Origin of the sequence: Undibacterium sp. Di26W (genome assembly GCF_049340265.1) — a bacterium.
Taxonomy (GTDB): domain Bacteria; phylum Pseudomonadota; class Gammaproteobacteria; order Burkholderiales; family Burkholderiaceae_D; genus Undibacterium.
In genome coordinates this window covers 363786-389411 of record NZ_JBMPOR010000003.1, presented here as the reverse complement: position 1 = coordinate 389411, position 25626 = coordinate 363786, and the positions used below count along the sequence as shown (strand labels likewise).

At 51.3% G+C, this 25626-nt stretch carries 22 protein-coding genes and 2 pseudogenes; 11 read left to right on the top strand and 13 right to left on the bottom strand.

Going from position 1 to position 25626, the window contains the following annotated elements; all coding sequences use genetic code 11:
• Positions 1-11: 11 nt before the first annotated feature.
• The 4 genes from ACO0LM_RS06075 to ACO0LM_RS06060 all read left to right on the top strand — a co-directional run bounded on the left by ACO0LM_RS06075 (position 12) and on the right by ACO0LM_RS06060 (position 3530).
• Positions 12-191 (top strand): hypothetical protein, encoded by a 180-nt coding sequence (locus ACO0LM_RS06075; protein WP_423035220.1) that lies wholly within the window; start codon positions 12-14, stop codon positions 189-191.
• Between the two features lie 236 nt (positions 192-427).
• A complete protein-coding gene (locus ACO0LM_RS06070; RefSeq protein ID WP_423035218.1) occupies positions 428-1447 on the top strand; it encodes a hypothetical protein in 1020 nt (339 codons plus the stop codon).
• Between the two features lie 91 nt (positions 1448-1538).
• Entirely contained in the window at positions 1539-3011 is a 1473-nt protein-coding gene (locus tag ACO0LM_RS06065; RefSeq protein ID WP_423035216.1) for a tyrosinase family protein, read from the top strand.
• 36 nt (positions 3012-3047) lie between these two features.
• A complete protein-coding gene (locus ACO0LM_RS06060) occupies positions 3048-3530 on the top strand; it encodes a hypothetical protein (protein WP_423035214.1) in 483 nt (160 codons plus the stop codon).
• A gap of 526 nt (positions 3531-4056) precedes the next feature.
• On the opposite strand, the pseudogene ACO0LM_RS06055 reads toward ACO0LM_RS06060, so the two are convergent.
• Both ACO0LM_RS06055 and ACO0LM_RS06050 read right to left on the bottom strand, forming a co-directional pair.
• Positions 4057-4554 (bottom strand): annotated as a pseudogene (locus ACO0LM_RS06055) (IS3 family transposase); the annotation flags it as partial.
• Positions 4539-4697 (bottom strand): annotated as a pseudogene (locus tag ACO0LM_RS06050) (transposase); the annotation flags it as partial. The pseudogenes ACO0LM_RS06050 and ACO0LM_RS06055, both read right to left, overlap by 16 nt.
• 426 nt (positions 4698-5123) lie before the next feature.
• On the opposite strand from ACO0LM_RS06050, the gene ACO0LM_RS06045 reads away from it, so the two are divergent.
• The 4 genes from ACO0LM_RS06045 (at position 5124) to ACO0LM_RS06030 (ending at position 9065) form a co-directional block, all read left to right on the top strand.
• Positions 5124-5342 carry a hypothetical protein gene (locus tag ACO0LM_RS06045; RefSeq protein ID WP_422987729.1) on the top strand — a complete coding sequence of 73 codons (219 nt, stop codon included), beginning with the start codon at positions 5124-5126 and terminating at the stop codon, positions 5340-5342.
• The gene (locus tag ACO0LM_RS06040; RefSeq protein ID WP_423035212.1) at positions 5335-6045 is read left to right on the top strand and encodes a nucleotidyl transferase AbiEii/AbiGii toxin family protein; all 711 of its coding nucleotides are present in this window, start codon (positions 5335-5337) and stop codon (positions 6043-6045) included. Before ACO0LM_RS06045 ends, ACO0LM_RS06040 begins: the two co-directional genes overlap by 8 nt.
• 153 nt (positions 6046-6198) lie before the next feature.
• Positions 6199-6699, top strand: coding sequence for a LuxR C-terminal-related transcriptional regulator (locus ACO0LM_RS06035; protein ID WP_423035268.1), 501 nt, complete (start codon positions 6199-6201; stop codon positions 6697-6699).
• A 245-nt stretch (positions 6700-6944) separates the two neighbouring features.
• Positions 6945-9065 (top strand): AsmA family protein, encoded by a 2121-nt coding sequence (locus ACO0LM_RS06030; protein ID WP_423035210.1) that lies wholly within the window; start codon positions 6945-6947, stop codon positions 9063-9065.
• Between the two features lie 89 nt (positions 9066-9154).
• On the opposite strand, the gene ACO0LM_RS06025 is transcribed toward ACO0LM_RS06030, so the two are convergent.
• Both ACO0LM_RS06025 and ACO0LM_RS06020 read right to left on the bottom strand, forming a co-directional pair.
• A complete protein-coding gene (locus tag ACO0LM_RS06025; RefSeq protein WP_423035208.1) occupies positions 9155-10141 on the bottom strand; it encodes a hypothetical protein in 987 nt (328 codons plus the stop codon).
• A gap of 38 nt (positions 10142-10179) precedes the next feature.
• Complete coding sequence (locus tag ACO0LM_RS06020; protein ID WP_423035206.1) at positions 10180-12621, bottom strand: glycoside hydrolase family 2 TIM barrel-domain containing protein; 2442 nt, start codon at positions 12619-12621, stop codon at positions 10180-10182.
• Between the two features lie 169 nt (positions 12622-12790).
• Here ACO0LM_RS06020 and ACO0LM_RS06015 point away from each other — a divergent pair, with 169 nt between their 5' ends.
• Positions 12791-14968, top strand: a complete 2178-nt coding sequence (locus tag ACO0LM_RS06015) for a molybdopterin cofactor-binding domain-containing protein (protein ID WP_423035204.1) — start codon at positions 12791-12793, stop codon at positions 14966-14968.
• Positions 14969-14997: 29 nt separating this feature from the next.
• On the opposite strand, the gene ACO0LM_RS06010 is transcribed toward ACO0LM_RS06015, so the two are convergent.
• From ACO0LM_RS06010 to ACO0LM_RS05995, 4 genes are all read right to left on the bottom strand, one after another.
• Complete coding sequence (locus tag ACO0LM_RS06010) at positions 14998-15585, bottom strand: metal-dependent hydrolase (RefSeq protein WP_423035202.1); 588 nt, start codon at positions 15583-15585, stop codon at positions 14998-15000.
• A 164-nt stretch (positions 15586-15749) separates the two neighbouring features.
• A complete protein-coding gene (locus ACO0LM_RS06005) occupies positions 15750-17423 on the bottom strand; it encodes a serine hydrolase (protein ID WP_423035200.1) in 1674 nt (557 codons plus the stop codon).
• A 286-nt stretch (positions 17424-17709) separates the two neighbouring features.
• Positions 17710-18528 (bottom strand): hypothetical protein, encoded by an 819-nt coding sequence (locus ACO0LM_RS06000; protein ID WP_423035198.1) that lies wholly within the window; start codon positions 18526-18528, stop codon positions 17710-17712.
• A gap of 232 nt (positions 18529-18760) precedes the next feature.
• The gene (locus tag ACO0LM_RS05995) at positions 18761-19354 is read right to left on the bottom strand and encodes a hypothetical protein (protein ID WP_423035196.1); all 594 of its coding nucleotides are present in this window, start codon (positions 19352-19354) and stop codon (positions 18761-18763) included.
• A 238-nt stretch (positions 19355-19592) separates the two neighbouring features.
• On the opposite strand from ACO0LM_RS05995, the gene ACO0LM_RS05990 reads away from it, so the two are divergent.
• Entirely contained in the window at positions 19593-20318 is a 726-nt protein-coding gene (locus tag ACO0LM_RS05990) for a metallophosphoesterase family protein (protein ID WP_423035194.1), read from the top strand.
• A gap of 79 nt (positions 20319-20397) precedes the next feature.
• Here ACO0LM_RS05990 and ACO0LM_RS05985 read toward each other — a convergent pair whose 3' ends face one another.
• The 3 genes from ACO0LM_RS05985 to ACO0LM_RS05975 form a co-directional block, all read right to left on the bottom strand.
• Positions 20398-21642: an alpha/beta hydrolase family protein gene (locus tag ACO0LM_RS05985; RefSeq protein WP_423035193.1), complete on the bottom strand. Its 1245-nt coding sequence runs from the start codon at positions 21640-21642 to the stop codon at positions 20398-20400.
• Positions 21643-22107: 465 nt separating this feature from the next.
• Positions 22108-22497 carry a nuclear transport factor 2 family protein gene (locus tag ACO0LM_RS05980; RefSeq protein ID WP_422987705.1) on the bottom strand — a complete coding sequence of 130 codons (390 nt, stop codon included), beginning with the start codon at positions 22495-22497 and terminating at the stop codon, positions 22108-22110.
• A gap of 87 nt (positions 22498-22584) precedes the next feature.
• The gene (locus ACO0LM_RS05975) at positions 22585-23448 is read right to left on the bottom strand and encodes an MBL fold metallo-hydrolase (protein WP_423035191.1); all 864 of its coding nucleotides are present in this window, start codon (positions 23446-23448) and stop codon (positions 22585-22587) included.
• A gap of 147 nt (positions 23449-23595) precedes the next feature.
• Here ACO0LM_RS05975 and ACO0LM_RS05970 point away from each other — a divergent pair, with 147 nt between their 5' ends.
• A complete protein-coding gene (locus ACO0LM_RS05970; protein ID WP_423035189.1) occupies positions 23596-24486 on the top strand; it encodes a LysR family transcriptional regulator in 891 nt (296 codons plus the stop codon).
• A gap of 69 nt (positions 24487-24555) precedes the next feature.
• Here ACO0LM_RS05970 and ACO0LM_RS05965 read toward each other — a convergent pair whose 3' ends face one another.
• Positions 24556-24774, bottom strand: coding sequence for a tautomerase family protein (locus ACO0LM_RS05965; protein ID WP_423035187.1), 219 nt, complete (start codon positions 24772-24774; stop codon positions 24556-24558).
• Between the two features lie 32 nt (positions 24775-24806).
• Positions 24807-25547: an SDR family oxidoreductase gene (locus ACO0LM_RS05960; protein WP_423035185.1), complete on the bottom strand. Its 741-nt coding sequence runs from the start codon at positions 25545-25547 to the stop codon at positions 24807-24809.
• Between the last annotated feature and the right edge of the window lie 79 nt (positions 25548-25626).

Below are 25626 nucleotides of genomic sequence, written 5' to 3'. Positions count from 1 at the left end.
CGGTGGGGAAAATGATCAAGCACGGCAAAAACGGCATGCTGGTCGACATCTTTAAGTCCGATGATATTGCCTCAGCCGCGATTGACGCATTGTGTCCAATTCTGCTCATTCGTGCATTGGGTCAATCCAGCCATTTACATCGCACAAGTATCGCGAAGGCGTTTGCTGCGAGTGCGAATCTTTTAGCCTAAAAATGGTGGCAAACCAGTGGAAACCAGACAAAGTATAGCTAAAAGTAGCCGACTACGGCACGCCAAAACAAATCTTAGGTGTTGTTTTTTTAAAATTAATAAAAAATATAATTTTTTAGTCAATATTTATTGTAAATTTATGTAACTAATCTAATCTGTTCTCACAAAGTTATGCGTCGAACAAATTTGTAAAAAGGAATTCTTCATCTCATAAATCTGTTACATAGGGAGTGAACATGTTTCAGTCAACTGAATCCTCGCTGCACAGTCTGCTTAATATATTAAAACAAAGCTTTCAACGGCTCTCATGTCTTCTTTTGCTTGTAGTGACTCTTGTTGCGGGCTGCTCAACCCCTCTAGTGGACGACAATCCAGCCACTACCCAAAAAGAACTGGCATACGTGATCGACGCAGTACAGTTTGCGATTGACGGAGCGGCAAAAGAAAGTGCGTGGGACGCAACTAAGATAGAGTTGGCCCATTGGGATGCGGCTTGTAATGCAGCCAAATCCGTTGCGGCGAGCTCATGTCTCATGATGGAGGACGATGCTATTAAACTTTGCAAGCCGCTTTGCCCAAACGGCAATTGCGATCCCGGTTCAATGGCTCGCTGTAAAAAATATCTTTCTGGCAATGATCGAGCAGCGTTGTGCGCTGATGGGGCGGGTACTATTAAAGCTTGGTGCGAAAATTCTCTAAACTGTACGTCAAATAAAATAGTAGCCGCCTCGACGTGCCGTAATGCCACATCCATCACCTTCCCAGTTCTGAAGAAAGCCAATCTTTCATTGGCGGTTGAGAAAAAAAATAATGTTAGTAACGGGGTAAATCTTCTGATTGTATCGTTTAGCGCAGGACGAACCAACACAGCTGCGAATAACATGGATCTTACTTTGTTACCACGCGTACGCGACACTATTTATGGCTCTGTCCAACCTGCAATGCCAGTCCAAAAATCGATCTCCCAAGAGAGCCAGGAACTTGCCAAACAATTAATTGAGTTGATTCGTCAGGCAGTAGCAGCATCAGCAAAAGAATACGATCCTACCGCACCCGGTATCAACGGCCAGAAGGGTGTGGTTGCACGTGGCCCCACAATGCTTGCAGAATTAACCATCAACTTCAGCCTGGTAGTCGATAGCAACGGTACTCTAGGTATCAAAAAAGCCTGGGGGCCAGTTGGAATTGAATTGGGCGGAGGTATGTCGAGCAAACGAAGTAATTCGCTTTCAATAGTTTACGCTAGAGAAGAATGAGAGCAAATTGCTTATATTGCCATTAAACCAGTTTGCTGGTGAATCTTCATCAATCATGCGTTCTACCTATTTATAGAAAGAAATGTCCAAGATGAATAAGCGTGAATTTCTATCTCTGTCTGCACAATGTGTAGCACTTCCCCTCTTGCTCAACAGTAGTCAATTATGGGCGGCACCGGTCAATCTGAAAGTTCGTCGTAATTTGATGACCTTACCGGATAGTGATCCATTTTTTACGCAATATGCGGAAGCAGTGAAAGCAATGCATGCATTGCCAACAAGCGACATGCGTAGTTGGTGGGGGCAGGCGACGATACACCCCAACCATTGCCAACATGGAACCGCAAATTTTGCTGTCTGGCATCGTCCATATTTGTTGATGTTTGAAAATATTTGTGCAAAATTAATTGGCGATCCTTCCTTTACATTGCATTATTGGGACTGGAGTGCGAAGAACGGAATTATTCCGAATCCATTCTATGATCGGCAAGAACTTGATGTAACGTTCTGGAATGATCCAGGCGTCTATAATGGGAAAAATTGGGGACCTGTAGATTCACGGCCACTTCGAGCGCTAGCGAGAGGTATTGGTGTGCAATCGGATCCAGTGCGAGGTGGGGCTTTTACTACTAAGAATCTTGAGAACATTTTAAAACAGACGCAGTTTAACAATTTCACGAATATGCTCGAAGGCCAACCTCATAATACTGGGCATGTGGTGGCGGGCTTCCCTCCAAGCGGTAAGCCTGGGCATATAGGCGACGGGTTGTCACCTCTTGACCCAATTTTCTGGATGCACCATACAATGGTCGACTTTATGTGGGCTCGCTGGCAGAAGGCGGGCAACGTTACCCAAGATCAGCAACAAATCTATGCAGATATGTTTGTGGATGCCGATGGAAAGCCGATCACTTTCAATGCAAAGCAAGTCCACGACTTCGAGGCTCTGGGATACACTTACGATCATTTTGTCAACTCCAGTCCCTTGAATTTTCTCAGTGAGGCACCTTTTTCGAATAAGTTCCAAGAGGTACTTGCGACTCAACTTAAAACGACAAAGCCTAAATCATTAGCACAGCTAAATTCACTCGTAAAAGTCCTAGCAAACACACCAGTTGCACTTCCCGTTAAGGTGACATCCCTACTAAAAGAACTGCGAGAGTCGCGAGTGTTCCGCACTACTTTAGGTACACAGAGACGCCTAGCATCAGAAGGCCGGCGCATACTTGCTGTACTCAAGCAAGTAAGTTGGCCTGAAGGGACGCAGGAAGGGCTTATGGTTAACGTCTTCGTGAATTGCCCATACCTTACCCCTACTACCGGCAATAATGATCCACACTATGCAGGATCATTCAGCTTCTTTGGTTCAGCTCAAATGACTCATCAGGGAGGGCACCATGGCTATAGCATAGTCGTAGATATTACTGCTCCGCTGTTAGCTCAGGCTGCTCAAGGACGTCTGGATGAGCGCATCCAAATACAGGTTGTGTCAATTCATCCTCAAGCGCAGGGAGAGGCTTCATCTGTGTTCCAGATTAAGGACGTGGAAGTCATAAGCGTATAAACTAAGAGCCAAAGAATGGTTTTTGGGGAGGCGATTGTGGCTCGGGAATTTAGAAAGTTGGTACTGATTGTGATTTGGGGTGCTGCTTTAGCGGGTTGTATCAATGCCTATGCAGCACCACAGGAGGTGCGTGCCAAAGTTCGCTATGAGGCAACGCTAGTTTGTAAGCAGACATTTCACGTTCGGCCAACTTTGCTTAGAGTCAAGTATCGTGTGCCACATATTGAAAAGACAGACACTTTTATTGTTCAGGTTGCCTTGTTGCCACATGAGTATACTAACTTGGCTTCAAACAGCTCAATCTATTTTGAATCCTTGAACAAGTATGCGTTAGGTCTGATAGCTTTGTACCAAATACCTCATCCTTGGGTGATTAACGAGGCCGTGTTTTCTTTACCAGATTGGTTTTGCTCACCAGTCGAAACGCAAGGAAAGCTTGTAATGCGCATGCTGCCACCAAATCCAGAAGGCCAGTTGGGAACTGGTCGACTACAGGTCGTGAGCTGGAATCTAGAGTAAGCCTTTATTGCGATTGTGTGCAAACTGTCCACCTAAATTTCCGTAGCGATGCAGTTAGATGGCCTGATACCTCACCTTGCTCCTTCGGTACTATTTACGTAAAAATACATCTCCATGCACAGTCATTGCGAGCCCATACTGCGGAGGATCCCCCAGCACATTAGAAACTTCGCAGTTCGCTTTAAATGTCGCGGTCAACACCGTTTCGCCTGCGTTCCAAGCATTCATGAAGCCTTCTAACCACCGATAAGGGACTAAGGCATCAAGTCCAAGGAGAGGCAATGACAACTCTGCAACCTCGATTAAGAAGTAATTTTGGTAGTATAGTGGACCCATCTGTCCAGACAAATATCCGTGTAGTTTAAGAAGTATTTTCTGCTTCTAATACAGCTGCACGGCGCTGTCCCGGTGTTGCTGTTGCTGTCGATGTTGCATCTGCGGGTAAGAAATCCGCTGTGGAGCGTAGCGGAACAGAGGGTTTCTTACCCGCGCCGCCAAATTTATCTACAATCAATACACCGCCACCCGTTGCCGTCATGTACACCGTGTTGGGCGTCTTGTAATCCAGCGCCTGGTGTGGGCGTTCTCCGTTATAGAAGACAAAGTAGTTGGTCAGACCCAGCATCAATTCCGGCATGGTGGCATAGCCATTCAAATAGATGTCTTCATACTTCACATTGCGCCACAACCGTTCAACAAAGATATTATCCATCGCACGTCCACGGCCATCCATGCTGATGGTGGTGCCGTGATCTTTCAAGACCTTCGTGAAACTGTCGCTGGTGAACTGTGAGCCCTGATCTGAATTGAATATTTCCGGCTTGCCGTAATACCTGATCGCTTCTTCCAGACGGTCCACGCAAAATCCTGCGTCCATCGTGTTCGATAACCTCCATGACAATACCTTGCGACTGTACCAGTCCATGATGGCGACCAGGTACGCGAATCCGCGTGATAGCCGAACATAGGTGATGTCGGTACTCCAGACTTGGTTCGGTCGGATAATCGGTAAGCCACGCAGCAGTCCCTCCACGGGCAACCCACTCTCAGTCGATACAGCATCGCTTCTACCATCAGGCGTAAATTGCGCTTGTTATAAATTCGTTCTTGAAGCAAAATCTTCTTCAGCTTCGACCAAAGCTCGTCGTTGAGCAGCAATCGGGGCATGGCAAACTCGTGTTGATCCGGTGTGAGAACCTTAACAATACAAGTTTGCCTTTCTTTTTCATAGACTTACGTTCAAACGTCAACAGCCCCTAGTAGCGTGATCCCGATGCAGTCGCCCAGCATATTGACGCAAGCTTCCTTCCCAGGAAATTGGTAAAGTCAAGATCATCGTGTCCAAAGGAGCATGATCAAACCCTTCGCCAATCAATTGCGCACTTGCCAGCAAAATATGCGGGGCATCTTCCTGTAATTCATTTAGTGATGCAATTACTGCCACCCTACAGACGTTTGCAATTGTACAAAACTGGATAACCATAACTCGTACAAGGTTTTTGTAAAAATCGGAATTAAATGAGACTGACCGGAATTATTTGAGATTTTGTACCAGCGTTTGAAAATAAGTCCCGCATGGTGCATAATTATCTTATGAGAACCGCAATCAACACCTTCGTGATCGGGGATTTTCCCCAGCTCCGACTGATCGCATGGAATCGTAATCCCCATGATGCGATCACCGGTGAGGAGGCGTTCGATCTCTACGAGCGAAATTGGCGTTTTGTTGATGAAAATGCCATGACTCCCCAAGAGCGTGCTGTGGTTGAGCGACTGACACGTGAATACGGCCATGGCATCTTGCATGTTTGACCGCCCTCATCATCAACGCATCGCCAAGTTTCTCTCCTCTCTCAACGCAGATTTTCTCGCCCAATCCGGTTGCTATTTCGGTGGGGGAACGGCCATCGTGCTGTCCTTGAATGAATACAGGGAGTCAGTTGATGTTGACTTCCTCTGTAGCTCAATGGATGGCTACCGGGCCTTACGCAACACGATCACCAACGCGTCGCTTGGCGACATCTTGACCCAGCCTGTGGAACTGGCCCGTGAGGTGCGTGCGGATCGCTACGGCATCCGAACCTTTGTGTGGGTGGACGGAACGCCAATCAAGTTCGAAATCGTCAGCGAGGGACGAATCGACATCATTGGCAATATGAACCCGGTTTTCGGTGTGCCAACGCTGTCGCGCGAGGATATGTACGCTGAAAAGTTGCTTGCCAACGCAGACCGATGTAGCAATGTGTCCGTTGCCAGCCGCGATGCCATCGACTTGGCAATGCTGATAAAGCATTGGGGAGCCGTGCCGGAAAAAGCGTGGACCAAGGCTCGCCGGGCATATGGTCAAAGCATCGACAACTCGTATATGAGGGCTATCGAAATGGTCAGCGATAAGGCTTACTTGGCGCAGTGCTTACAGAAGATGCACATGGAACCTGCTCTGGTTGACAGCATCCCGAAATTGTTGCGTAGTTCGTCGCCTGCTTCAGAGGTAACTCCATCCCCAACGCCGTAACAGCCAGGGTGGATGGCAAATGTCGTGCGCTCATCAATTGTAAAAATCGGAATTAATTGAGCCTCTGCATGATTGCTTTTTTGATATTTTTCTCCTAATTTTTAGGCATGCCCTCAATTAATTCCGATTTTTACAGGTTTACCCGCCGACTAAATCAAAACGGCTGCATATAACCTGGTTCCGCCCTCCCTCTTTGCCGAGATATTGGAAGCCCTGGATAAAGTGAACGAAGCAATACAAGCCATCAATGAAGCGCTGGTGCTGGCAGAGTCAGGAGGATATATCCGGATTTTTGTCGACGAAGGTGCGCCTATGGAAGGACTATTGTCGAAGGTGGCGAAACAAGCCATTCAACCCAATTACGTGTCCAAACTGCTCAGCATATTTGCATTGCAAAAGTCGATGGAACATAGAGATGCCCAAAAAAATAGTTCTCGCGCCACGGCACAACCTATCGAGTCCTATAGCCCACGCGAACTGAACATACTGCGCTTGATGCACCTGAGACGTTCCAATCAGGAAATCAGCGAACGATTATTTTTATCTCTGAGCACAGTGAAATGGCATAACCAAAATATTTTTGGAAAACTACAGGTGCAACGACGAACGGAAGCAGTCGCTCGCGCTATCGAACTGAAATTGACGGTCCAATAAACCGTGATTCATAGACGTCACTTCAATGCGGGAGTAAAGCTCAATCTGAGTGGAGGTGTCATCTTTTTGGCAGGAATGATCAAATAAATCCAAACAATCTCGTTTAATTCTGAATTTCTCACCTGATTCTGCTTTTTACAGCAAGCGCTCTGTTTGAAAGCGCACAGAAGTATTTCCCCTGCCAAGCTAGTCTTGAAAGACTTCCGGCCTGAAACGGGCCCTGCTCCTCTTACCATAGGGCAATCATGGCAGCACCCAGACCAGTAAGAATCCTATTTTGGACCTTTGCCAGTTTATTGACGGCAATGGTGGCCGTGCTTGTTTTCATCGTAACTTTCGACTGGAACCTGGCCCGTCCCTATATAAATCGAAAGGTATCAGAAAGTACCGGTCGCGAATTTGCTATTCGCGGCAACCTGGACGTACGGTTCATGCCAGGCCTCGACACGGAGCCAGGCTGGTGGCTGCACGTGCCAAGGCTGGCAATCAGCGCCGAAGATGTGCAAATAAGCAATCCCGCATGGAGCGCAATAGGCCCGCAGATGGCCAGCGCCCGCCGCGTTATGATCACCCTGCATCCGCTCCCTTTGCTACACAAAAACATCGTTGTGACGGACTTGTCCCTTGATACTGCACTGGTGGCGCTGCAGCGACGGGCCGATGGCAGCAATTCGTGGACGCTGAAAAACGGCGGCTCTTCTGACTGGAAAGTAGAAATCCAGCGCATGGCCATTGCAGAAGGTAATTTGCACTACCTGGACGACAGCATCAAGCTGGATATGCGGGCAAAGATATCATCCCTTGCTGGCAATGATGCTGCCGCCAAAGTCGCCGCAGCAACAACAACAGCGGCCTCCACCCAGGAAGCGCATACCCCAAAGTTCGGCCTGAAGATAGACCTGACTGGCAGCTACCACAATGCCCCTGTCACCGGTAGCGGCAAGGCAGGTGCGCTGCTGTCGCTGAAAGACGGCCATACGATCTATCCGGTCGAAGCGGATGCCCATATTGGCAAGAACAAGATAGGCATGGTTGGTACGCTGACCGATCCCCGGTCGCTTTCAGGCATTGATCTTCAACTGACACTGGGCGGCGCCAGCATGGCCGACCTGTACCCGCTGACAGGCGTATTGTTGCCGGAAACGCCAGCTTATGCCATCAAGGGCCACCTGACAGGCAAGAAAGTGAACGCTCTGTGGAACTGGCTGTATCAGGACTTTAGCGGCACCGTGGGCGGTAGCGACCTGGCCGGCAGCTTGCAATACACGCAACAACAACCCCGCCCTTTGCTACACGGCACGGTCATATCGCAGCAATTGCGGCTGGAAGACCTGGGGCCAACGATAGGGGCAGATAGCAATGCGGCCAAAGTGGCCCGGAACAAGGCACCAGTCCAGCCGGATCAGAAAGCGCTGCCAGTGGAGCAATTCAATACCGCAAAATGGGATGCGCTCGATGCAGACGTCAAATTCAAAGGTAAAAAACTGGTGCGTACGCATGACATACCCTTGCAGGACGTCGTTACAGAAATACATATGAAAGACCAGGTGTTGAGCCTGACGCCTTTGAATTTTGGCATGGCCGGCGGCGACGTGACCTCTAATATTTCGCTCGATGGCCGCAATGAAAAAATTACCGCCCAGATAAAGCTGACCGCACGTCATTTAAAGGTCCGCGAATTATTCCCTGCCCTGGTATCAATGAGTGCAAGCTTTGGTGAAATCAACGGCGATGCCGCATTGACCGGCCACGGTAATTCCATCTCCGCGATGTTGGCTACCTCGAACGGCCAGCTCGGCGCTGTTGTCACCGAAGGCACCGTTAGTCGATTTATCCTGGAAATCGCGGGCCTGAATCTCGCCAATGCCATATTCGTTAAAGTCTTTGGTGACAAACAGATCCATCTGAATTGCCTCGCCAGTGATTTCAAGGTGAAAAACGGCCTGGCGGAAGTTCAGCGCTTTGTGATCGATACCGATGACGCAGTGATTGACATTACCGGCAACATCAACCTCGCACAGGAACAATTGAACCTGGATGTCAACCCCAAGACCAAAGGGGTACGGATCATTTCTTTACGCACTCCGCTGTATGCCAAGGGCACATTCAAGCATCCTGACATCGGCCCTTATAAAGGACCATTGGTGCTAAAAACCGGTGCGGCAGTGGCACTTGCCATCCTCTCTCCTCTTGCCGCCGTGCTGCCACTGGTCAATCTGGGTAATACGCCAGATACGGACTGCGCAAGCGCACTGGCGAAAACAACGAAAATCATGCAGGCACCAAAGACTGAACGGGTAGCCGCACCAGCCAAGGCTGTCAGTGCAGAACAAATGAGGAAGCTGAAGAGCGAAAAAAGCAAGTAAGACCAAGTGAAACACAGAGCGATTAGTCAGCAGCGGCGTATTCAGAAAATCATCAGATTCGTCTTGCGATTCAAAAATGGCACACTGACTTAGCGCACATCCCCAAAATAAACCTGCTCAGTTTTTTCTGCCTTATCCAAAAGCTGCACGGTGGTTGATGGCCCAAGGTTGGGGTCTTTCCACTGGTGCAATGCCCACACCACTTTCTTGTTGGGTGTCACTTCCAGCAATTGTGCCGGTGCTGTGGCGGGGTCGATGTTGGCACCGGCGGGGCTCCATTGGTTAACCCAGTGGTTCAACAGGGTATTGCCGTTAGGCAGGCGCTGGGCGAGCTGGAAGCTGGTGTATTTGTAGGCGGCCAGGTCTTCCGGGGTCAGACTCCATACTATGTCGGCCTTGCTGTTGTATTCAAATACGCCGGTCTTGCCAGTGATGAGGGTATTGCCGTTGTCCAGGCGTTTGGCTGACCAGATGCCAGGGAAAGGCAGGCTCCAGACTTCTTTGCCCTGGCCGTCAAATTCCACCGCGCGTTTCATGTCCATCTGCGCCACCAGATAGGTGCCAGTGCTGGTCAGGCGTGCATGGCGCAACTGGCCGTGGGTGTTGTTGAGGTTGCCGGCCGGGATGGCGATTTCACGCTCTATCTTGTTGGTCTTGATATTGGCGACCATGATGCGTGGACGTGTACCGCTTTGGATGAAGATGACTCTGTCATTGCCGATGAACTGGGCCGTGTGAATTTCATGTTTTTCTTCTGCCGTATATGCCCACAATGTCTGGCGATTCTGGTCAATAACCTTCACACCATGCTGATGCGTCATGACGATGTTGCCGTTGGATGCCATGACGGCATCACTGACTTCACCTTCAACCGATGTATCATGAAAATCCCAGTCCACCTTGCCACCACGGACTATGTATATGTCACGGGTCCTGGCTTCGCCTGTATATAAAAAATCATGCTGTGCCAGACCTTTGCCTGGCATGGCTGGTGGTGCATCCGCCGCGTGACAGGCACCAGCCAGCAGGAGAGCTGCGAGGGGCAGCAGTTTGGTCAGAATGGGTGTGCTTATCATGTGCGAGGTCTCTATTTTTTTAATAAGAAATTACAGGCTTAAAAACTACGCAGCGGTACCAGGGCAGTCGCCGGTTTTACCGGTATCGTCACCACGCTCTCTGGTACATCGGGCATGGCGGGCACACGAACGCGCACAGTGATCTTGCCGTTGCTGGCATTAGCGCGCAGTATGGCCATTGCGTTGCCGTCATACAGTTTGCGGTGGCTGGACTGGTAGGGGTCGTGGTCTTGCATATTGCCATTGTCCACGGCGATGACCTTGCCTTCACCCTCGGCCAAGAACTCGACTACTGTATCGTTATCTGCAATGCGTACACCCTTGTCATCGACCAGGGTGGCTGTCACATGGGCGACATCATCCAGATGCTGGCTCAATGTTGTATCGGCGGATAACTGCAAGCGTGCAGCTTTGCCAGCAGTGAGCAATTCATCCGTGGCAACGATCTTGCCATCACGTTTGGCAATGGCTTTCAAACTGCCGGCTACAAATGACAGTTTGACGACGATGGGTGTGGCATCAGCATGGCGTTTTTCAGTTGCCACCGTTTGTCCATTCAGGCTGAGTTCGATTTCATCGGCATTGGTATAAATTTCCAGTGTCTCAGTATGCGGTTCACGATTGGCAGGTGACCAGTCGGCCACCAGTGGTTGTGAGAAACGTGGCCTTGCAGTGGCTGCCGCCTGGGCTGGCTGATCTGCCGGTGCAGCACCGGGACCAAACACAGGCTCCACCACGTTCTGCCCTACGGTGGCAACGCGACGGGCCATCTTTACCATGGGCGCGCTTGACCACCATGACAGGCGTTCATAGGCACGCGGCCTTTGCAAACCAGTGCTCAGCAAGAGACCAGAGCCTGTACCTATGGTTGGCCAGCGACCGGCTTCGCCCAGGTAATCGACACCTGTCCACAAGAACTGCCCTGCGTATTCAGCATGATCACGCACCGCCACCCATTGATTGACTTCATGGGTGTTTTCTGTGCCAAGGATTTTTCGCGTAGGCTTTTGTACATAGGCTGCCAGGATTTCTTTTTCACGATAATTCTGGCCAACGACATCCAGCAGATCAGCATAACCATTGTCATAGTCCTTGGTCACATTGGGACGGAACAGGGCCTGGGTGACCGGACGTGTAGGGTCAAGCTCATGATGTACCTTGATCAGGCGTTTTGCCCATTCAAATGCCACTTGCGGTTGCGTGGTATCACGTATTTCATTGCCGATGGAATAGATGACGATGCTGGCATGATTGCGGTCACGCTTCACCAGATCGGCGGTATCGCGTTCTGCCCAATCCTTGAAATGCAGGCTGTAGTCATGCGGCACTTTGGCCAGGGTCCATTGATCAAAAAATTCATCCATGACCAGAAAACCCATGCGGTCGCACAGATCAAGAAATTCTGGTGCGACCGCATTGTGCGCCGTGCGGATGGCGTTCACACCCAGCTTGCGCAGTTCTGTCAGGCGGTGCTTCCATACGGCCAGCGGCACTGCTGCCCCCATGGCACCACCATCTGAGTGCAAGCCGACACCATATATCTTTAAGGCGCGACCATTCAGGAAAAAACCTTTGGATGCATTGAATTCAAAGCTGCGAATGCCGAACGCGACATCTTCATTGTCGACGACTTTTCCATCCCGCACCAGGCTGACTGCAGTTGTGTACAGCACAGGATTGTCAATATCCCAGCGTTGTGGTTTGGTCACGGCCATATCCGCTTCAAGATTCAGTGTCTGGCCGGGTTTTGCCTGCACGACGGGTGTGCTGACTGTCTTCACCACTGCGCCGCTGGGATCAAGTAGCCTGACCTGCAACGCCAACTTGCCGCCATCCGGACTGATGACGCTGCTGCGCACATGCACGGTCGCTTTGTCGTCTGTCAGTTTGGGTGTGGTGACAACAGTGCCCCAGGGTTCGATGTGTGTGTCGCCCGTGCTAACCAGACGCACCTGGCGGTAAATACCTGCACCCAGATACCAGCGCAGCGAAGGCTCGTTGGCATTATCACAGCGCACGGCAACGATGTTGTCGCCAGGTTTAAGATAAGTAGTCAGATCATATACAAAGCTGACATATCCATTCGGGCGACGACCCAGATGCTGACCATTGATCCAGACATCGCTATTCGCCATGACGCCATCGAAAACAATAAAGCTGCGTCGCCCCGGCTGCAAGCTGGCGACATGCAGGGTCTGGCGGTACCAGCCCACACCGCCGGGGAAGAATCCGCCGGCAGGCCCGGATGGATTATCCTGCGCTACTGGCCCTTCTATGCTGTAGTCATGCGGTACGGTCACGCGACGCCATTGACTGTCATCAAAACCAGTTTGTTCGGCACCACTGGCATCGCCTTTGCTAAAGCGCCATCCTTCTGACAGCAATTGCACACTACGCGGCGCGCCTGCAATGGCGGCAATCGCCTGACTGGCACCGAGAGTGCACAACAGGGACAGAAGAAAAATACGGACCAGGCCCATGAAACAATCACCTCAAAAAACGGAATAAATCAGACTGGCAATAGTAAGTCAGCCTAAAAGACAGGACCTTACGGCAGCCCGAAAAATCATCTTCTTGAGCAGGTTTTAGTGGCAAACCCTGCATAATTCCATAACTCAATCCCGGACGCCGCCTTCAGGCAAACAATTCATGGACCGCAGAAGCTTCCTCCGCCTTTCTTCTTTCAGTGCTGGTGCATGGCTACTGTCAGAAGCGCTGCCCACTGCGCTGGCACAAACTGGGGCAGGCTTTCGCCCTTCACCCCTGATACGCATTGCGGCGGATGGCCAGATTACCCTGTTCGTGCAAAAACAGGAAATGGGTCAGGGCGTGCGGACTGCCATGCCAGTACTGCTGGCAGAAGAACTGGATGCCGATTTTGACAAGATAACGATAGAGGCCCTGCCCTATGATGCCGCCAGCGCAGGCCAGTACAATACCTGGGCCAGTGCCAGCGTCAAAGGCGGCTGGGGCAGTTTGCGCAAGGCGGGTGCGGCGGCCCGTGCCATGCTGGCCAGCGCTGCGGCCAGCACATGGAATATCCCTGTCGAACTGGTGAAGACCAGCAATAGTACCGTCATCAACCTCGACACCAATGCAGTATTGCCCTACGCCGCCCTGATCGAAGCTGCCAGCAAACTGACTGTGCCCACCGACCCGGCGTTAAAACCGCGCAGCGAATACAAGTTGATAGGTAAGCCGGTCAAACGTTATCACGCCGCGGAAAAAGCGAATGGACAGGAGCAGTTCGGCATGGATGTCAGCCTGCCTGGCATGTTGGTGGCTACCATCGTCCGGCCCCCCACATTTTTTGGCAAAGTGCGCAGTTTTGACGACAGCGCGGTAAAGGCATTGGGACCAGGCATTGTTGCAGTGCTTGAAGTCAGACAGATGGCTGGCTGCGACAACCGTAATGGTGTCGCCATTGTCGCCAGCAATACCTGGCTGGCCTTGCAGGGCCAGTCACTATTGAAAGTGGAATGGGACCATGGCCCGGCTCTTGCCAATCCAGACAGTGCCGCACTGTCACTTGCCATGCGTACTGCCATCAAGAACGACACGCCTGCCCTCAGCTACGACAACCAGGGTAAAAGCAAAACCTACATGGCAGCGCCCGAAACCAGTTTCAGTGCCGAATATGAATTACCCTTTTTAAACCAGGCACCGATGGAAGTGCCCAACTGCGTCGCCAGTTACCACGACGGTAAATATGATATCTGGGGTGGTTTCCAGGCCCCCGGCTTTTTTGCCAGCACCCTGGCCAAGGCATTTGAAGTCGATAAGTCAGCCATTTTCGCCCATTTGCTGCCCATGGGTGGTGCCTTTGGCCGCAAAGAAAAAGTCGATAATGCGGCAGAAGCCATGCAGTTGTCCAAAGCCCTGGGCAAACCCGTCAAGCTGATTTTTTCGCGGCAAGACGATATGCGCAACAGCTTTTACCGCCCCGCCACCTTCCACCGCTTATCCGCCAAAGCCGACAAATCCGGCATACAGGCATGGCGTCATCAGCTTGCCGTCAGTACCTTCCCGGCAAAAAACATCGCCTCGGCCCAGCATATTTACGGCGGCCCATCGAATGACCTGATTTATCCTGCGGCAGATTACCAGAGTGCTTTTTATCCGGTAGAGTCACCCATTCCGGTGGGTTCATGGCGCTCTATCTCGTATAGCCAGAATGTATTTGCGGTGGAATCTTTCATCGATGAACTGGCGGCACACAATAAGACCGATCCGCTGGAATACCGGCTGATGCTGCTACGCCAGTACGGCAACGACACCGTGCAGGCCACGCACCGCAAGCGCATGGAAGCGGTGTTGCTGCGCTGTGCCGACGCCATAGCTTGGCGCAAACCCGCTGCGCGTGGCCACTATCGTGGCATTGCCTGCTGTGTCTATACCCACACCCATGCCTACACCGCACATGCATTTGAAATCAGCATTTCATCTAAAAATGTGGTAAAGATACACAAGGCCGTCTGCGTCACCGACTGCGGCGTAGTGGTTGACCCATCCGGCTTCAGAGCCCAGATCGAAGGCAGCATGGTCTGGGGTTTGTCTGCCGTAATGAAGGGCGAAATTACGGTAAAAGACGGCGCAGTGGAACAACAGAATTTTTCTGATTATCAGGTGTTGCGTCTGAACGAGTTGCCGCCCATGGAAATCATCATCATGGAGAGTGAAGCATCCCCCGCCGGTGCTGGCGAACCCGCGGTGCCTTCGATAGCACCGGCACTGTGCAATGCGATTGCTGCTGCGGAAAATGGCAAAGGCAAGGGCAAGCGCATACGTACATTGCCGTTGTCGAAAGCGGGATTCAGTTTTGTTTGAAGCATAGGATCAAGCAGCATCTCAAGCATTCACGTCGCCGTCAAACTGTTACTGCAAAATAGCAAACCCAGCCACATTGCCTGCATCAGTATCATTTCAGGCAGGTACCTGCGCCATGGCATTTTTTGCATGCTTGCAATGAGCGCAGCGCATACCGGCAAGAGCAGGCAGCATTCAATCACCAGGTTACGCCAGAATGAATAGCTGACCAGCCCCGTATGCGCCGCACCCGGTAATACCGCCAAAGGCAAGGACAGTTCGGCAAACGGAAATGGCCACAGCAAAGGCAAAGACCGCCCGACCAGCAGATCAAGTAACAAATGCGAGCAACTCGCCAGCAACAGAAGCCAGAAACTCGATCCCGCATTGCGTGCACTGAGCCATCGCCTCGTCACCATCCATGCGATACAGGTCATTGTCAGACAAAACAACAGTGAATGCGTGAAACGCTGTTCAAACCGCACGCCTAAAAACCAGATCGCGAAATAGTCGAAATCGGGTAGGATGGCTAATAGCACCGGCAAAGCCGGAGCTAGCTTTAGTGAGCATACTTTGTCATCGCGATTGCAAAAACGCAGAGTAAAGCCAACAGCGACATGGGCCAGCAGTGAAGACATACTAAAGCCGGACGAAGCGGCAGGGAATGGAGAATTCCGCAGCTTAACAATGGCTTGTGAAGTCAGTATGTACTGAGTGTGAAGTATAAATTCTTTCGGATTCCTTACATGTCAGGTATGCAGAAATGCTACTTCTTTAAAAAATAAATCAAGACAGCAATCAATTAATCCCCATCGCGTGGCCCCGGCATATCCTGTCCATTTTGATGCAAGACCAAGCCTTTTATCTTGCCATCTGCCTGACGTTGAAAACTCAGTTGTGCATCAACTACCTTGTAAAAAAATTCATCTGGCGCCTGTGCAAAAACAGGATTGCGTCCCTGTCCCGTGGCCTGTGCATATAGTTGCCCGGCCTGTTCTGTGATGATGAGTTTGAAACCGGGTGCCAGGGTGTAGCTGCCTGCATATTGTTTCAGTTGTTCAGCCGGGATAGCTATTTCTGTACGCTTGGCAGGTTCAGGGCCAGCGTCGCCTATACGTGCTGCCGGTGAGGCGTGGCCGTTTTGAAGCAAGGTCAATGACTGGATTTTTCCACTGGCATCACGTTCAAATTGCAGGCTGGCTTCAACCACTTTATAAAAGAATTCATCTTTCTTGCGCCAGGATACGGGTGCCTGTGGCTGGCCGCTAATTTGTGCCAGCAAACCCTCCGGCCCAGCACTGATGGTGAGGATAGCACCAGGGGCGAGTTGATAACGACCTGTGTATTCTGTCATTTCCTTTGCTGTAAGGCGAGTCTCTCCGGCTTTGCTGGCATCAGTTGCTGGTGTTGCTGGCAACAACGCCGTCATGCCTATATCATCGACGCTGACACTGGCATTTGCCAGCACCACAACGCCACGCTGGCCATCTGCGGTAAAACCGATGAAGGAGGCATAGCCACCTGTCATGCCGTTATGCCAGATCACTGTCTGCCCGCGCACACTTTGTACGTGCCAGGCTAAAGCAATCTGTAAACCCGGCGAACCAGTGGGACGTAGTGGCTGCTGTACCAGTTGCAAGCCAGCAGGTGACTTCACGTCCGCACTGTGCATATGTGCATGCAAGTAACGCAGCATGTCTTGCGCGTTAGAGCGCAGCCCACCTGCACCTGCCAGGGAGGGCATGTCCCAGTTCGCGACAGGCTTGCCAACTGCATCATGCCCGGTCGCCAGATTGTTTTGCATAGTGGCTGTCAGGGCTATGCCAGTGTCTGCCATGCCTAATGGCTTGGCAATGCGTTCCTGCACCAGCTCTGCGTAGGACTTGCCTGCGCGTGCGGACAAAGCCTGACCGAGCAAGCCAAAACCCAGATTTGAATATTCATATTTCGCGCCCGGCGCACGAGTCAGTTGATAGCTGCGCAAAAATTCACGCAGATTATTTTCTGTGTAATCGGCATACGGATTGTCAGGCTGCCTGGGAGCCATATTGGCAGGCAAACGCGGTAAAGCGGAAGTCTGTGTGGCCAGATCCAGCAAAGTGATGGCGCGCCCCTGATATTGCGGAATGGTATAGGCAGGCAGCAAGGCCGCGACCGCATCGTCAAGCTTGACCTGAGCATGCGCCTGCATATCAGCCAGCAACAATGCGGTAAAGGTTTTGCTTACTGAGCCGATCTCAAACACGGTGCTGGCATCCGGCTGATGTGGCTGGGATTTGCCATTCGACACCAGGCCAAAGCCCTGCACCTTTTGCTCTTGCCCGGTAATAGTCGCCACCACTATGCCCGGAACAGCGCCACTGCTAACGCGGGCACTGGCAATTTTTTGTACGGATGATGCGATATCGCCAGCCGCAAGCACCGGCCCCACCATGGTGATACCGCATATTGCGAGCACAACCGAAGATATTTTCATTGGTCCCCCTATACAGACTTGAACACTACAAAGAAATACGCTATTTGATTAAGCAAGATTGCCAAAGCTGAGTCATTTTATGCTTCTTTGAAAAATGATCATAGTACAACAATAGGACCAATAAAAGAGGGATTCCCTAAGTGACAAGAAATTGATGTGGTTGATGAGGTTGAAGTGGTTTAGAAAAGCCACCCGTGGCTAAAGCAGGATGCAGGGCCAGATGCAGGCACAGCGAGCTATCAGTGAACTATCAAGTCCACTGGCCCCAAGGCATGACTCACAGGACTTACATAAAAATCGCCTGCCAGCCAGTCGCTGGCAGAATAAGATTATCTTTTTCCTTCGCCGCATCCTTGGCCGCTATTTTGGCGCAATGTAGCTTGTTTTTCAGAGGGTCAGTCGCATCACTATTTGCTGCCAAATGAACTTCTTCACTCCCCTTGACCAACACGGTCTGGTTTTGATCAGCGTAACAAATTCCGACACCGTCAACCGATGGCATGAACAGGCGCAGATACCAGGGTACCAGTTCCTTTATAGCCAATCTGGCTGCTTCAATACTCTCGCTAATGTCTGCATATTTGAAGACATCTTGCGGCAGCTTGGGCAGCAATAGGATGTTGACTTCCATCGAACCTTTTTTCTGGTTGGTGACAAATTCTGCGCCATCGGCATAAGCGGCCTGGTCCAGCGGCACGGTGATGAAACCGCTTGGTGATATTTGCAGTTGTTGATGCGTGGCTTTACCGTCAAGATAGATGTTCAGGTTAGGTACCGGTGCGTGGGATTTGGCCGAGGTGATGCGGATCAGTATCTGTACCTTGTCCTTGCTTGCTGCACGAACTTTTGATATCAGCTCATATGCTGTTTTATAGGGCAAGATGGCCGGGTCCCTGATGGCTTTGACTTCTACACTTTGGAGTTCATCGGCAGTACCTGAAGACGAGCTGGCGGATGCGCTGGCGGACATACTTGCAGATGCGCTTGTCGGCGCATTGACTTGGGCCTGTACCTGGCTGGCAAACGTGGTCAGCGATGCCAGCATGAATGCCAGCAGGCTGACCTGTCTTGAGAGAGCAGAAGCAAACGTGGAAGCAGCATGCATAGTGAACATTTCCTTGAATTATTATTTTAATGAGCCGGGATAAACACCCCCATGCCCACCAGTCCACGCTTACCCCATACAATCCTTCAACCGGACTGGGCAATCAAGACTATATTTCCAAGTGTCGTCACTTTCAGTGCCTGGTACCATATTTATGAACAAAGTACTGACACTTTATCCATTCAGCACCGCATGACAGTACCAATTTATGCATTTATTACTTAATAGAAAATCATTTAACCTCTATCGCCTCGACCCTGATCACCTCGCATGCACCAGCACCGGTATCGTCACGTGTCAGCGATGAACGCCAGTGCCAGCCGTCGGCTGCAGTGGCTTCGACCAGTTGGCCGCGTATGGTGACGACCTGGCCGACGCGTACTGCCTTCATCTTTTTTTCCAACTCGGGGGTGGTCGGTATCAAATGCATATTGGCGCTGTGGCTGGCTATCTCAGCCGGTGGGCGTGGCGGCTCATTGTCCCAGTGATAATGGTAAAAACGGTTGCCCTGGCCTATCGACAGTTTTGCCAGTACGGCAGAATCCGACATCGCACCCCAGCCCAGGGCCAGGTCTACGGGTGACAATTCGGCTTCGCGATCAGAAGAATAGGTTTCTTTGGATAGTACGCGCGCTTCTACTGTAAATTCTGCCAGTGCTTTGAGATTGTAATTATTTTGCTGATAGACTGGCCCGCGATCGAGCATGATCTGCACCGGATCATTCGGCGCAATACTGCCGGGTGGCACGGTCACAGACCGTCCACGCCACTGGTGGACGACACCAAACAGGATTAAAGCCACCAGTATCCATCGCCATGAAAACATGCTTGCCCCTAAATATTAAAAATATGGAAAACTGCGCGACACAGGGAAATCCTGGTCGATTGTAGTCAGCGGTATTGAGAGGATGATGCCATCTCCCAGGCCAATTTCACAACAATCATGTTAATTGTCGTGTCGCCATGATATTTGAATTTTGATGTAAGGTATATTGCGCGTGGGTTCAACATTGCGTTTGACTGACGAACATATTACTTATCAATTCATTACCTGGCTGTACATTATGCAAGCAATTTACTTCTGCGGCGATACACATGGCAACTTTCAACATGTGATCGATGTCGTCCTGGCGAATCGCCCTGCAGCCATCATATTTTTGGGCGACCTGCAAGCCAGGCAACCGCTGGAGCAAGAATTGGCCGCTATTATGGGCAGTACCGACATCTGGTATATCCATGGCAACCACGATACCGATACTGACGAAGATTATGATCATTTGTTTGGTTCAGCCCTGGCCGGCCGCAATCTGCATGGGCGGGTGGTGAATATTGCGGGTTATAGAATAGCCGGTCTGGGTGGGGTGTTCCGTGGACATATCTGGATGCCACCAGGGGCCAGGCATTTTCAGACGCAAAGAGAATACAGTATCAAAGCTGGCAAGGAAAACCGCTGGCGCGAAGGGCTGCCGCGCAAGCACTACAGTTCCATCTTCCCTACCGATTACAATTACCTGGCCAGCCAGCGCGCCGACATCCTGGTCACCCATGAAGCGCCCAGCTCGCACCCGCATGGCTTTGCCGTGATTGATGAATTGGCGCGGCGCATGCGCGTTACCCGCTCATTCCACGGCCATCACCATGACCGCATCGACTACAGCAAGCATCACGAACAGCTGGGTTTCAGGGCCTATGGTGTCGGCTTTCGCGGTGTGACGGACATCAATGGCGACGTGGTTGTGGCTGGGCAGCATGACCATGAAGTGCCATGGGCGACGCTGAACAAGCGATAAACAAGCGCTAAAGAATCTGCACGTCGGCTGAATACCTGATCAAGGAAATCATGTATCCGGCAGTGGCAGGCAACAGGCTTTACAATCCCCGCGCCAAAGCGCCAAGCCGGGTGATGTCGCTGATCAAAAATGACGGTACGCAGGGAATGTGCTCAGACGGTTTGGCTGGACAATCCATACGTTCTATCAGCGATGCGGCACCACGTCTTGTCATCGCCTGGAACGCTGAATCAGTATTGCCATAGGGGACGGTGGTGTCATCACGTCCATGGAAAAACAGGATGGGTGATTGTGGCGTCCAGTCATACACATTGCTTTGTGCAGCAATACTGGCGTCGTCATCATTAAGGAAATTATCCAGGAATGCAGGGTCAAAGCTGATATCGCTTTGGCTGCCCAATGCAGACAACAGCAGCAAATTGCGCACGTTCGCCCTGTCATTCGCGCCCAGTTTTTTCAAGAATCCTGGGCTGATGAGTGCGCCAAGGACAGGATTGTCCTTGCGGATGGTATTGAGCATGGTATTCAATGTCAGTACCACATCATACGGGCCTGCACCGATAAATGTGCTGACCGGCAGCACGGTACTTGGCGTCTTGTTTTGCGTCAACTGGCGCAGCGTTGCCATCGATGCATAGGCACCTTCAGAATACCCGGTTAAAAACACCTGGCCATTGTCAGCAATCGCCTTCATCTGGCGCCAGCGTGAAGTGGCTGTCATGAAATCAATCACGGAAACAGCCGTCGGCGTCGCCAGCAAATAGGGATGTGGCAAGCCTTTGGTCACGCCATAACCGACATAATCGGTGGCACTGACCAGATACCCCATGGAGGCAAACAGCACCGCAGGTTCATCCGCTGTGGCATGGTTGCTGGGTGCTTCGGCATCGGTTTTGATGGTGGCATGCTGGTAGCTGAGTACCGGGCTGGCCAGGCTGCTTGCCTTGCGTGGAATGGCTGCGAGACCGGATGCAATCACACTGCGGCCAGCAGAATCGGTCGTGGTGTAAGTGATTTTATAGGTGTCGACGGAATACAGCGGTTTGACTGCCACGGCCACGTCTTTGGGAAGTGCCACAGTCACATCAGTGACATTGACCGTTTTGATAAAAGTGGCCACCTCAAAATGCCCCGGGCCAGGCGGATTGGCAACTTCTGGTGTAACGACTGGCGTGGTGCCAGTGTTGGAAGAACCGCCACCACCGCAAGCTGAAACTAACAATGTAGCAAGGATAGTAATAAGCGGTGTAATAAGAGGTGTAATGAGCGACGTAACGAGTGGCGCTTTGTCGGAAGAAAATACACACAAGAAATCAGATTTCATAGCTATTCCAATGTTGGCGTGCTGTGGCAGCACGCCCTTGCCACAGCCGCAGGGTCAGACATTATGCCGAAACAGAATACTGACTCATTTCATCAACAATACTCTATACCGTCATCGCCAACACGACTGCAGGGATAATTGTTACAACAGTTACGGCATTGACAATGCCGTGCAGCGACACAGGATGCGTGCTACCGGCTTTTGTCTAGAAACGCGCCAACCCAAGTTGAGGTTGACACCCGGACAGGCCAATACGATCAGTAGCAAACCGACCACCTGCACAAGACTTGCCCGTGGTGAAGGCCAGGATGGTGTTTTCATACGGCGAGAACCCGTGGTCTGGGTAGGTGCAGAAAAACATGCCGCGTGGAAGAAAAACCCGCAGCCAGTGGCCTTATATGAAAAGGCTGTGTCGCCCGCGAGTACACTCTGGCTGCGCTGGAGAAACGTGGAATGCAGAGTACCTCAAGCCATGGCAGCAACAACCGGCACGCTATCCACAAACTGCTCAAAGCGTATGATCTTGCCATCCTTTAATTGCCACAGATGGGCGACTCTGGCGCTGAAGGATTTTTGGCTCGTATTATGCGTGCCGCTATATGTGCCGTAGGCCACAACCTTGTCATCACTGGCGACATAATCTTCGACTGTGAATGTATAGCCTGACCATTCTGTAGCGAGGCGCTGAAAGACGTTTTTTGCTATCTCTGCAAAGCCTGTGTAGGTACCAGCATAGGGAAAACCTTGTGCCTCTGTCCAACTGGCATCTGCGGCCAGATATTGTTGAAGGTTTTTGCCATTTTCTTCTGAAGTTTTACCTTCATACGTGCTTTTGATGATGTCCAGGTTAGTCAATTTCTCACCTCTTTTATGTGTAAATAGCATGGCGAACTGTTGTCCGCCATGCTCAAGGTATTGCTCAATGAATCAACTAATACAAACTTACCACTTCATCTCACCCTTGTTCACCTTGGCACCGATGTCCAGCGACATGCCTGGTGGCGCATCAGGATAGGCTTTTTTCATGGCATCGATGAGTTCGGCACTGGTCTTGGTGGCAGCTGCATTTTTTTCAAACGACAGCAGATAGCCCTTGGTGTAAGTAATCGCACTGACATCAACTACCTTGCCGGATTTCATGTGGCCAGGGACGACGATTTTTGGTTGCAGGGCAGCCATTTCATCCAGTTGCGCAACCCAGGCACTGCGTTCGGCCACGGTTTGGGTATCTGCTGTCCATACGTGCATATTGCCAAACACACCAATGTTACCGACGATGGCCTTGATCGATGGTATCCAGAAATAAGGACGGTGTGCCAGCACGCCCTGGTTGCCACGCAGTTCCACCACTTCGCCATCGACGGTCAGGCTATTGCCGCTCAAAGCCTTGGGCAAGACAGGGGTACGAGGTGCATTCGCGCCCATTTTAGGGCCCCAGAAAGCCAGCTTGCCTGCCAGCTTGGCGCTCAGTTTTTCCAGCACGGCCGGGGTGGCGACGACATCAGCTTGCGGGAAAATTTCTTTCAGCGCTTCGACGCCAAAGTAATAATCAGGATCAGCCTGGCTAACCAGTATGGTTTTCAATTGCTTGCCACTGTCGAGTACATTGGCAGCGATACGCAGGGCATCCGCACGGGTAAAACCGGCATCAATCACCATGGCTTCTTTTTCGCCATATACCAGGGTGGAATTAACATTAAAACTATTGCCATCCGCGTTATAGACTTTGACTTGCAACGGGGTGGCTGCTTCGGCAGAGGCAAAAGTGACGGCGAAGGTGGCGGCTAATACAGTGGTACGCAACATGGTGAGCTCCTGATTTTAATTGAGTTTGAACTGTGGTTTGAATCAGTAAATGATCCAGTGCTTGCAGTTTAATTTCAATTTTCAACCAGATAAATACGATAAAATGCACATAACTATTTCAAAAATAGAGCAAATGACGGGCAAATTATGGATAGATTGACGGCCATGCGGGTGTTTTGTGAGGTTGCAACCAGCGGCAGCTTCAGTGCCACCGCAGACAAGCTGGACATGTCGCGTGCCATGGTGACACGTTATGTGAGTGAACTGGAAAGCTGGCTGAATGCACGCCTGCTGCAAAGAACCACGCGCAGCGTGACCCTGACCGATGCCGGTGAACAATGCCTGCGCCGCAGCCAACAAATGCTGGCGCTGATGGAAAACATAGAAGAAGAAACCAGTAGCGACAACGCAGAACTGCGCGGCCAGTTACGCCTGACTTGCAGTACTTCATTTGCCTTTGGTCATCTGGCACGCGTCATCAGCAAGTTCCTGGCTCTGCACACGATGCTGAAGATCGATTTGCAGGTAGGCGACAGCACTGTCAATCTGGTCGAAGCACGCATAGACCTGGCGATACGCATCAGTAGTGAACCAGACCCGCTGTTGATTGCGCGGCCACTGGCAGTGTGTGATTCTGTCCTGGTGGCGTCGCCTGCTTATGTAAGCCAGTCCGGCCTGCCAGCGCATCCACAAGATTTGCCTGCGCATCGCTGCCTGAGTCATTCCAATTACGGGCGTAACACCTGGCGCTTCCAGCGTGCTGATGAAACCTTACTGGTTGATATCGCCAGCCATTTCAGCGCCAATGATGCGACAGTATTATTGCAGGCGGTCTTGGCAGGTGGCGGTATCACCTTGCTGCCAACCTATCTGATGGCTGACCACTTGAGCAAGGACGAACTGCAAATCATATTGCCAGAATGGACGGCACCGGCGATGACGATTTATGCCTTGTTCCCGTCGCGCCGGCATTTGTCCCCCGCTGTGCGCGCCTTGCTGGATTTTCTGGTGGAGGAATTTGCCAGTCAGCCGTGGTGAGCTGATGAAGCCATCCAATACACCGGCCCTGACAATACGCGCGAACCGGTGCACTGACATCAGCAATACTTATTTTGACCTGGGTGGCAAACCCATCTTTTCCAGCGTCAGCGTTTCATCGGCACGGCCCCACCCACCGTCGTTGACCTCTTCCACTAACACCATGGAATACGGACGTACTCTCTCACCAAAGTACTCGACGAACATGGCAGTGGTGCGGTGGATAATTTCTTCCTTGCGGCTTGCATCGAGTATGCCTTCAGGGAATTTGAAATTGGCAAATGGCATGGCTTTCTCCTTGGTGTAAAAAATAATACTGCTTAAACGTAGCCGCCGTTGACGCGCAGCACTTGCGAATTAACCCAGGCACCGTCAGGGCCGGCCAGAAAGGCGACGGCAGCAGCGATCTCTGCGGGTGTGCCTATGCGTTCCATCGGTGCCATTTTGGCGATGTTGGTGATTTGTTCTTCGGTCTTGCCATTGAAGAACAGCTCGGTGCCCACCGGGCCAGGGGCGACGGCATTGACTGTGATATCACGCCCGCGCAATTCATTCGCCAATACATGGACCAAGCCTTCTACCCCTGCCTTGCTGGCGATATACGGGCCATAGGCGGGAAAGGATTTGGCAATCACGCTGGTGGACAAGGCTATGATGCGACCGCCTTTTTCTACATGCTGGGCCGCCTGGGCCAGTACCAGAAAAGCACCACGCAGATTGGTGGCGATGACCTTGTCAAAAGCATCCAGATTGCTGTCATTGATGGTTGCCATGGGCATGACGCCTGCACTATTGACGACCACATCAATGCGGCCAAATACTTCTTTGCCTGTTGCAAACAATTGCGCCACATCCTCCGGCCTGGCAACATCGCCCTGCACGGCGATGGCCTTGCCGCCAGCCGCCTGTATAGCAGTTACTGTTTCTTGCGCTTTACTGGCATTGCCGGCGTAATTAACCACAACAGCAAAGCCATCTGCCGCCAAACGCAGCGCGATTGCCTGGCCTATGCCACGGGATGCGCCAGTGATGATGGCTGTTTTAGTTGCATCTTTATTCATGATTGACTCCGGTGATTTAAGACTACAGGACCATATCGCCTGTCTGGAATACACTTTAACCATTCAATACAATGAGATA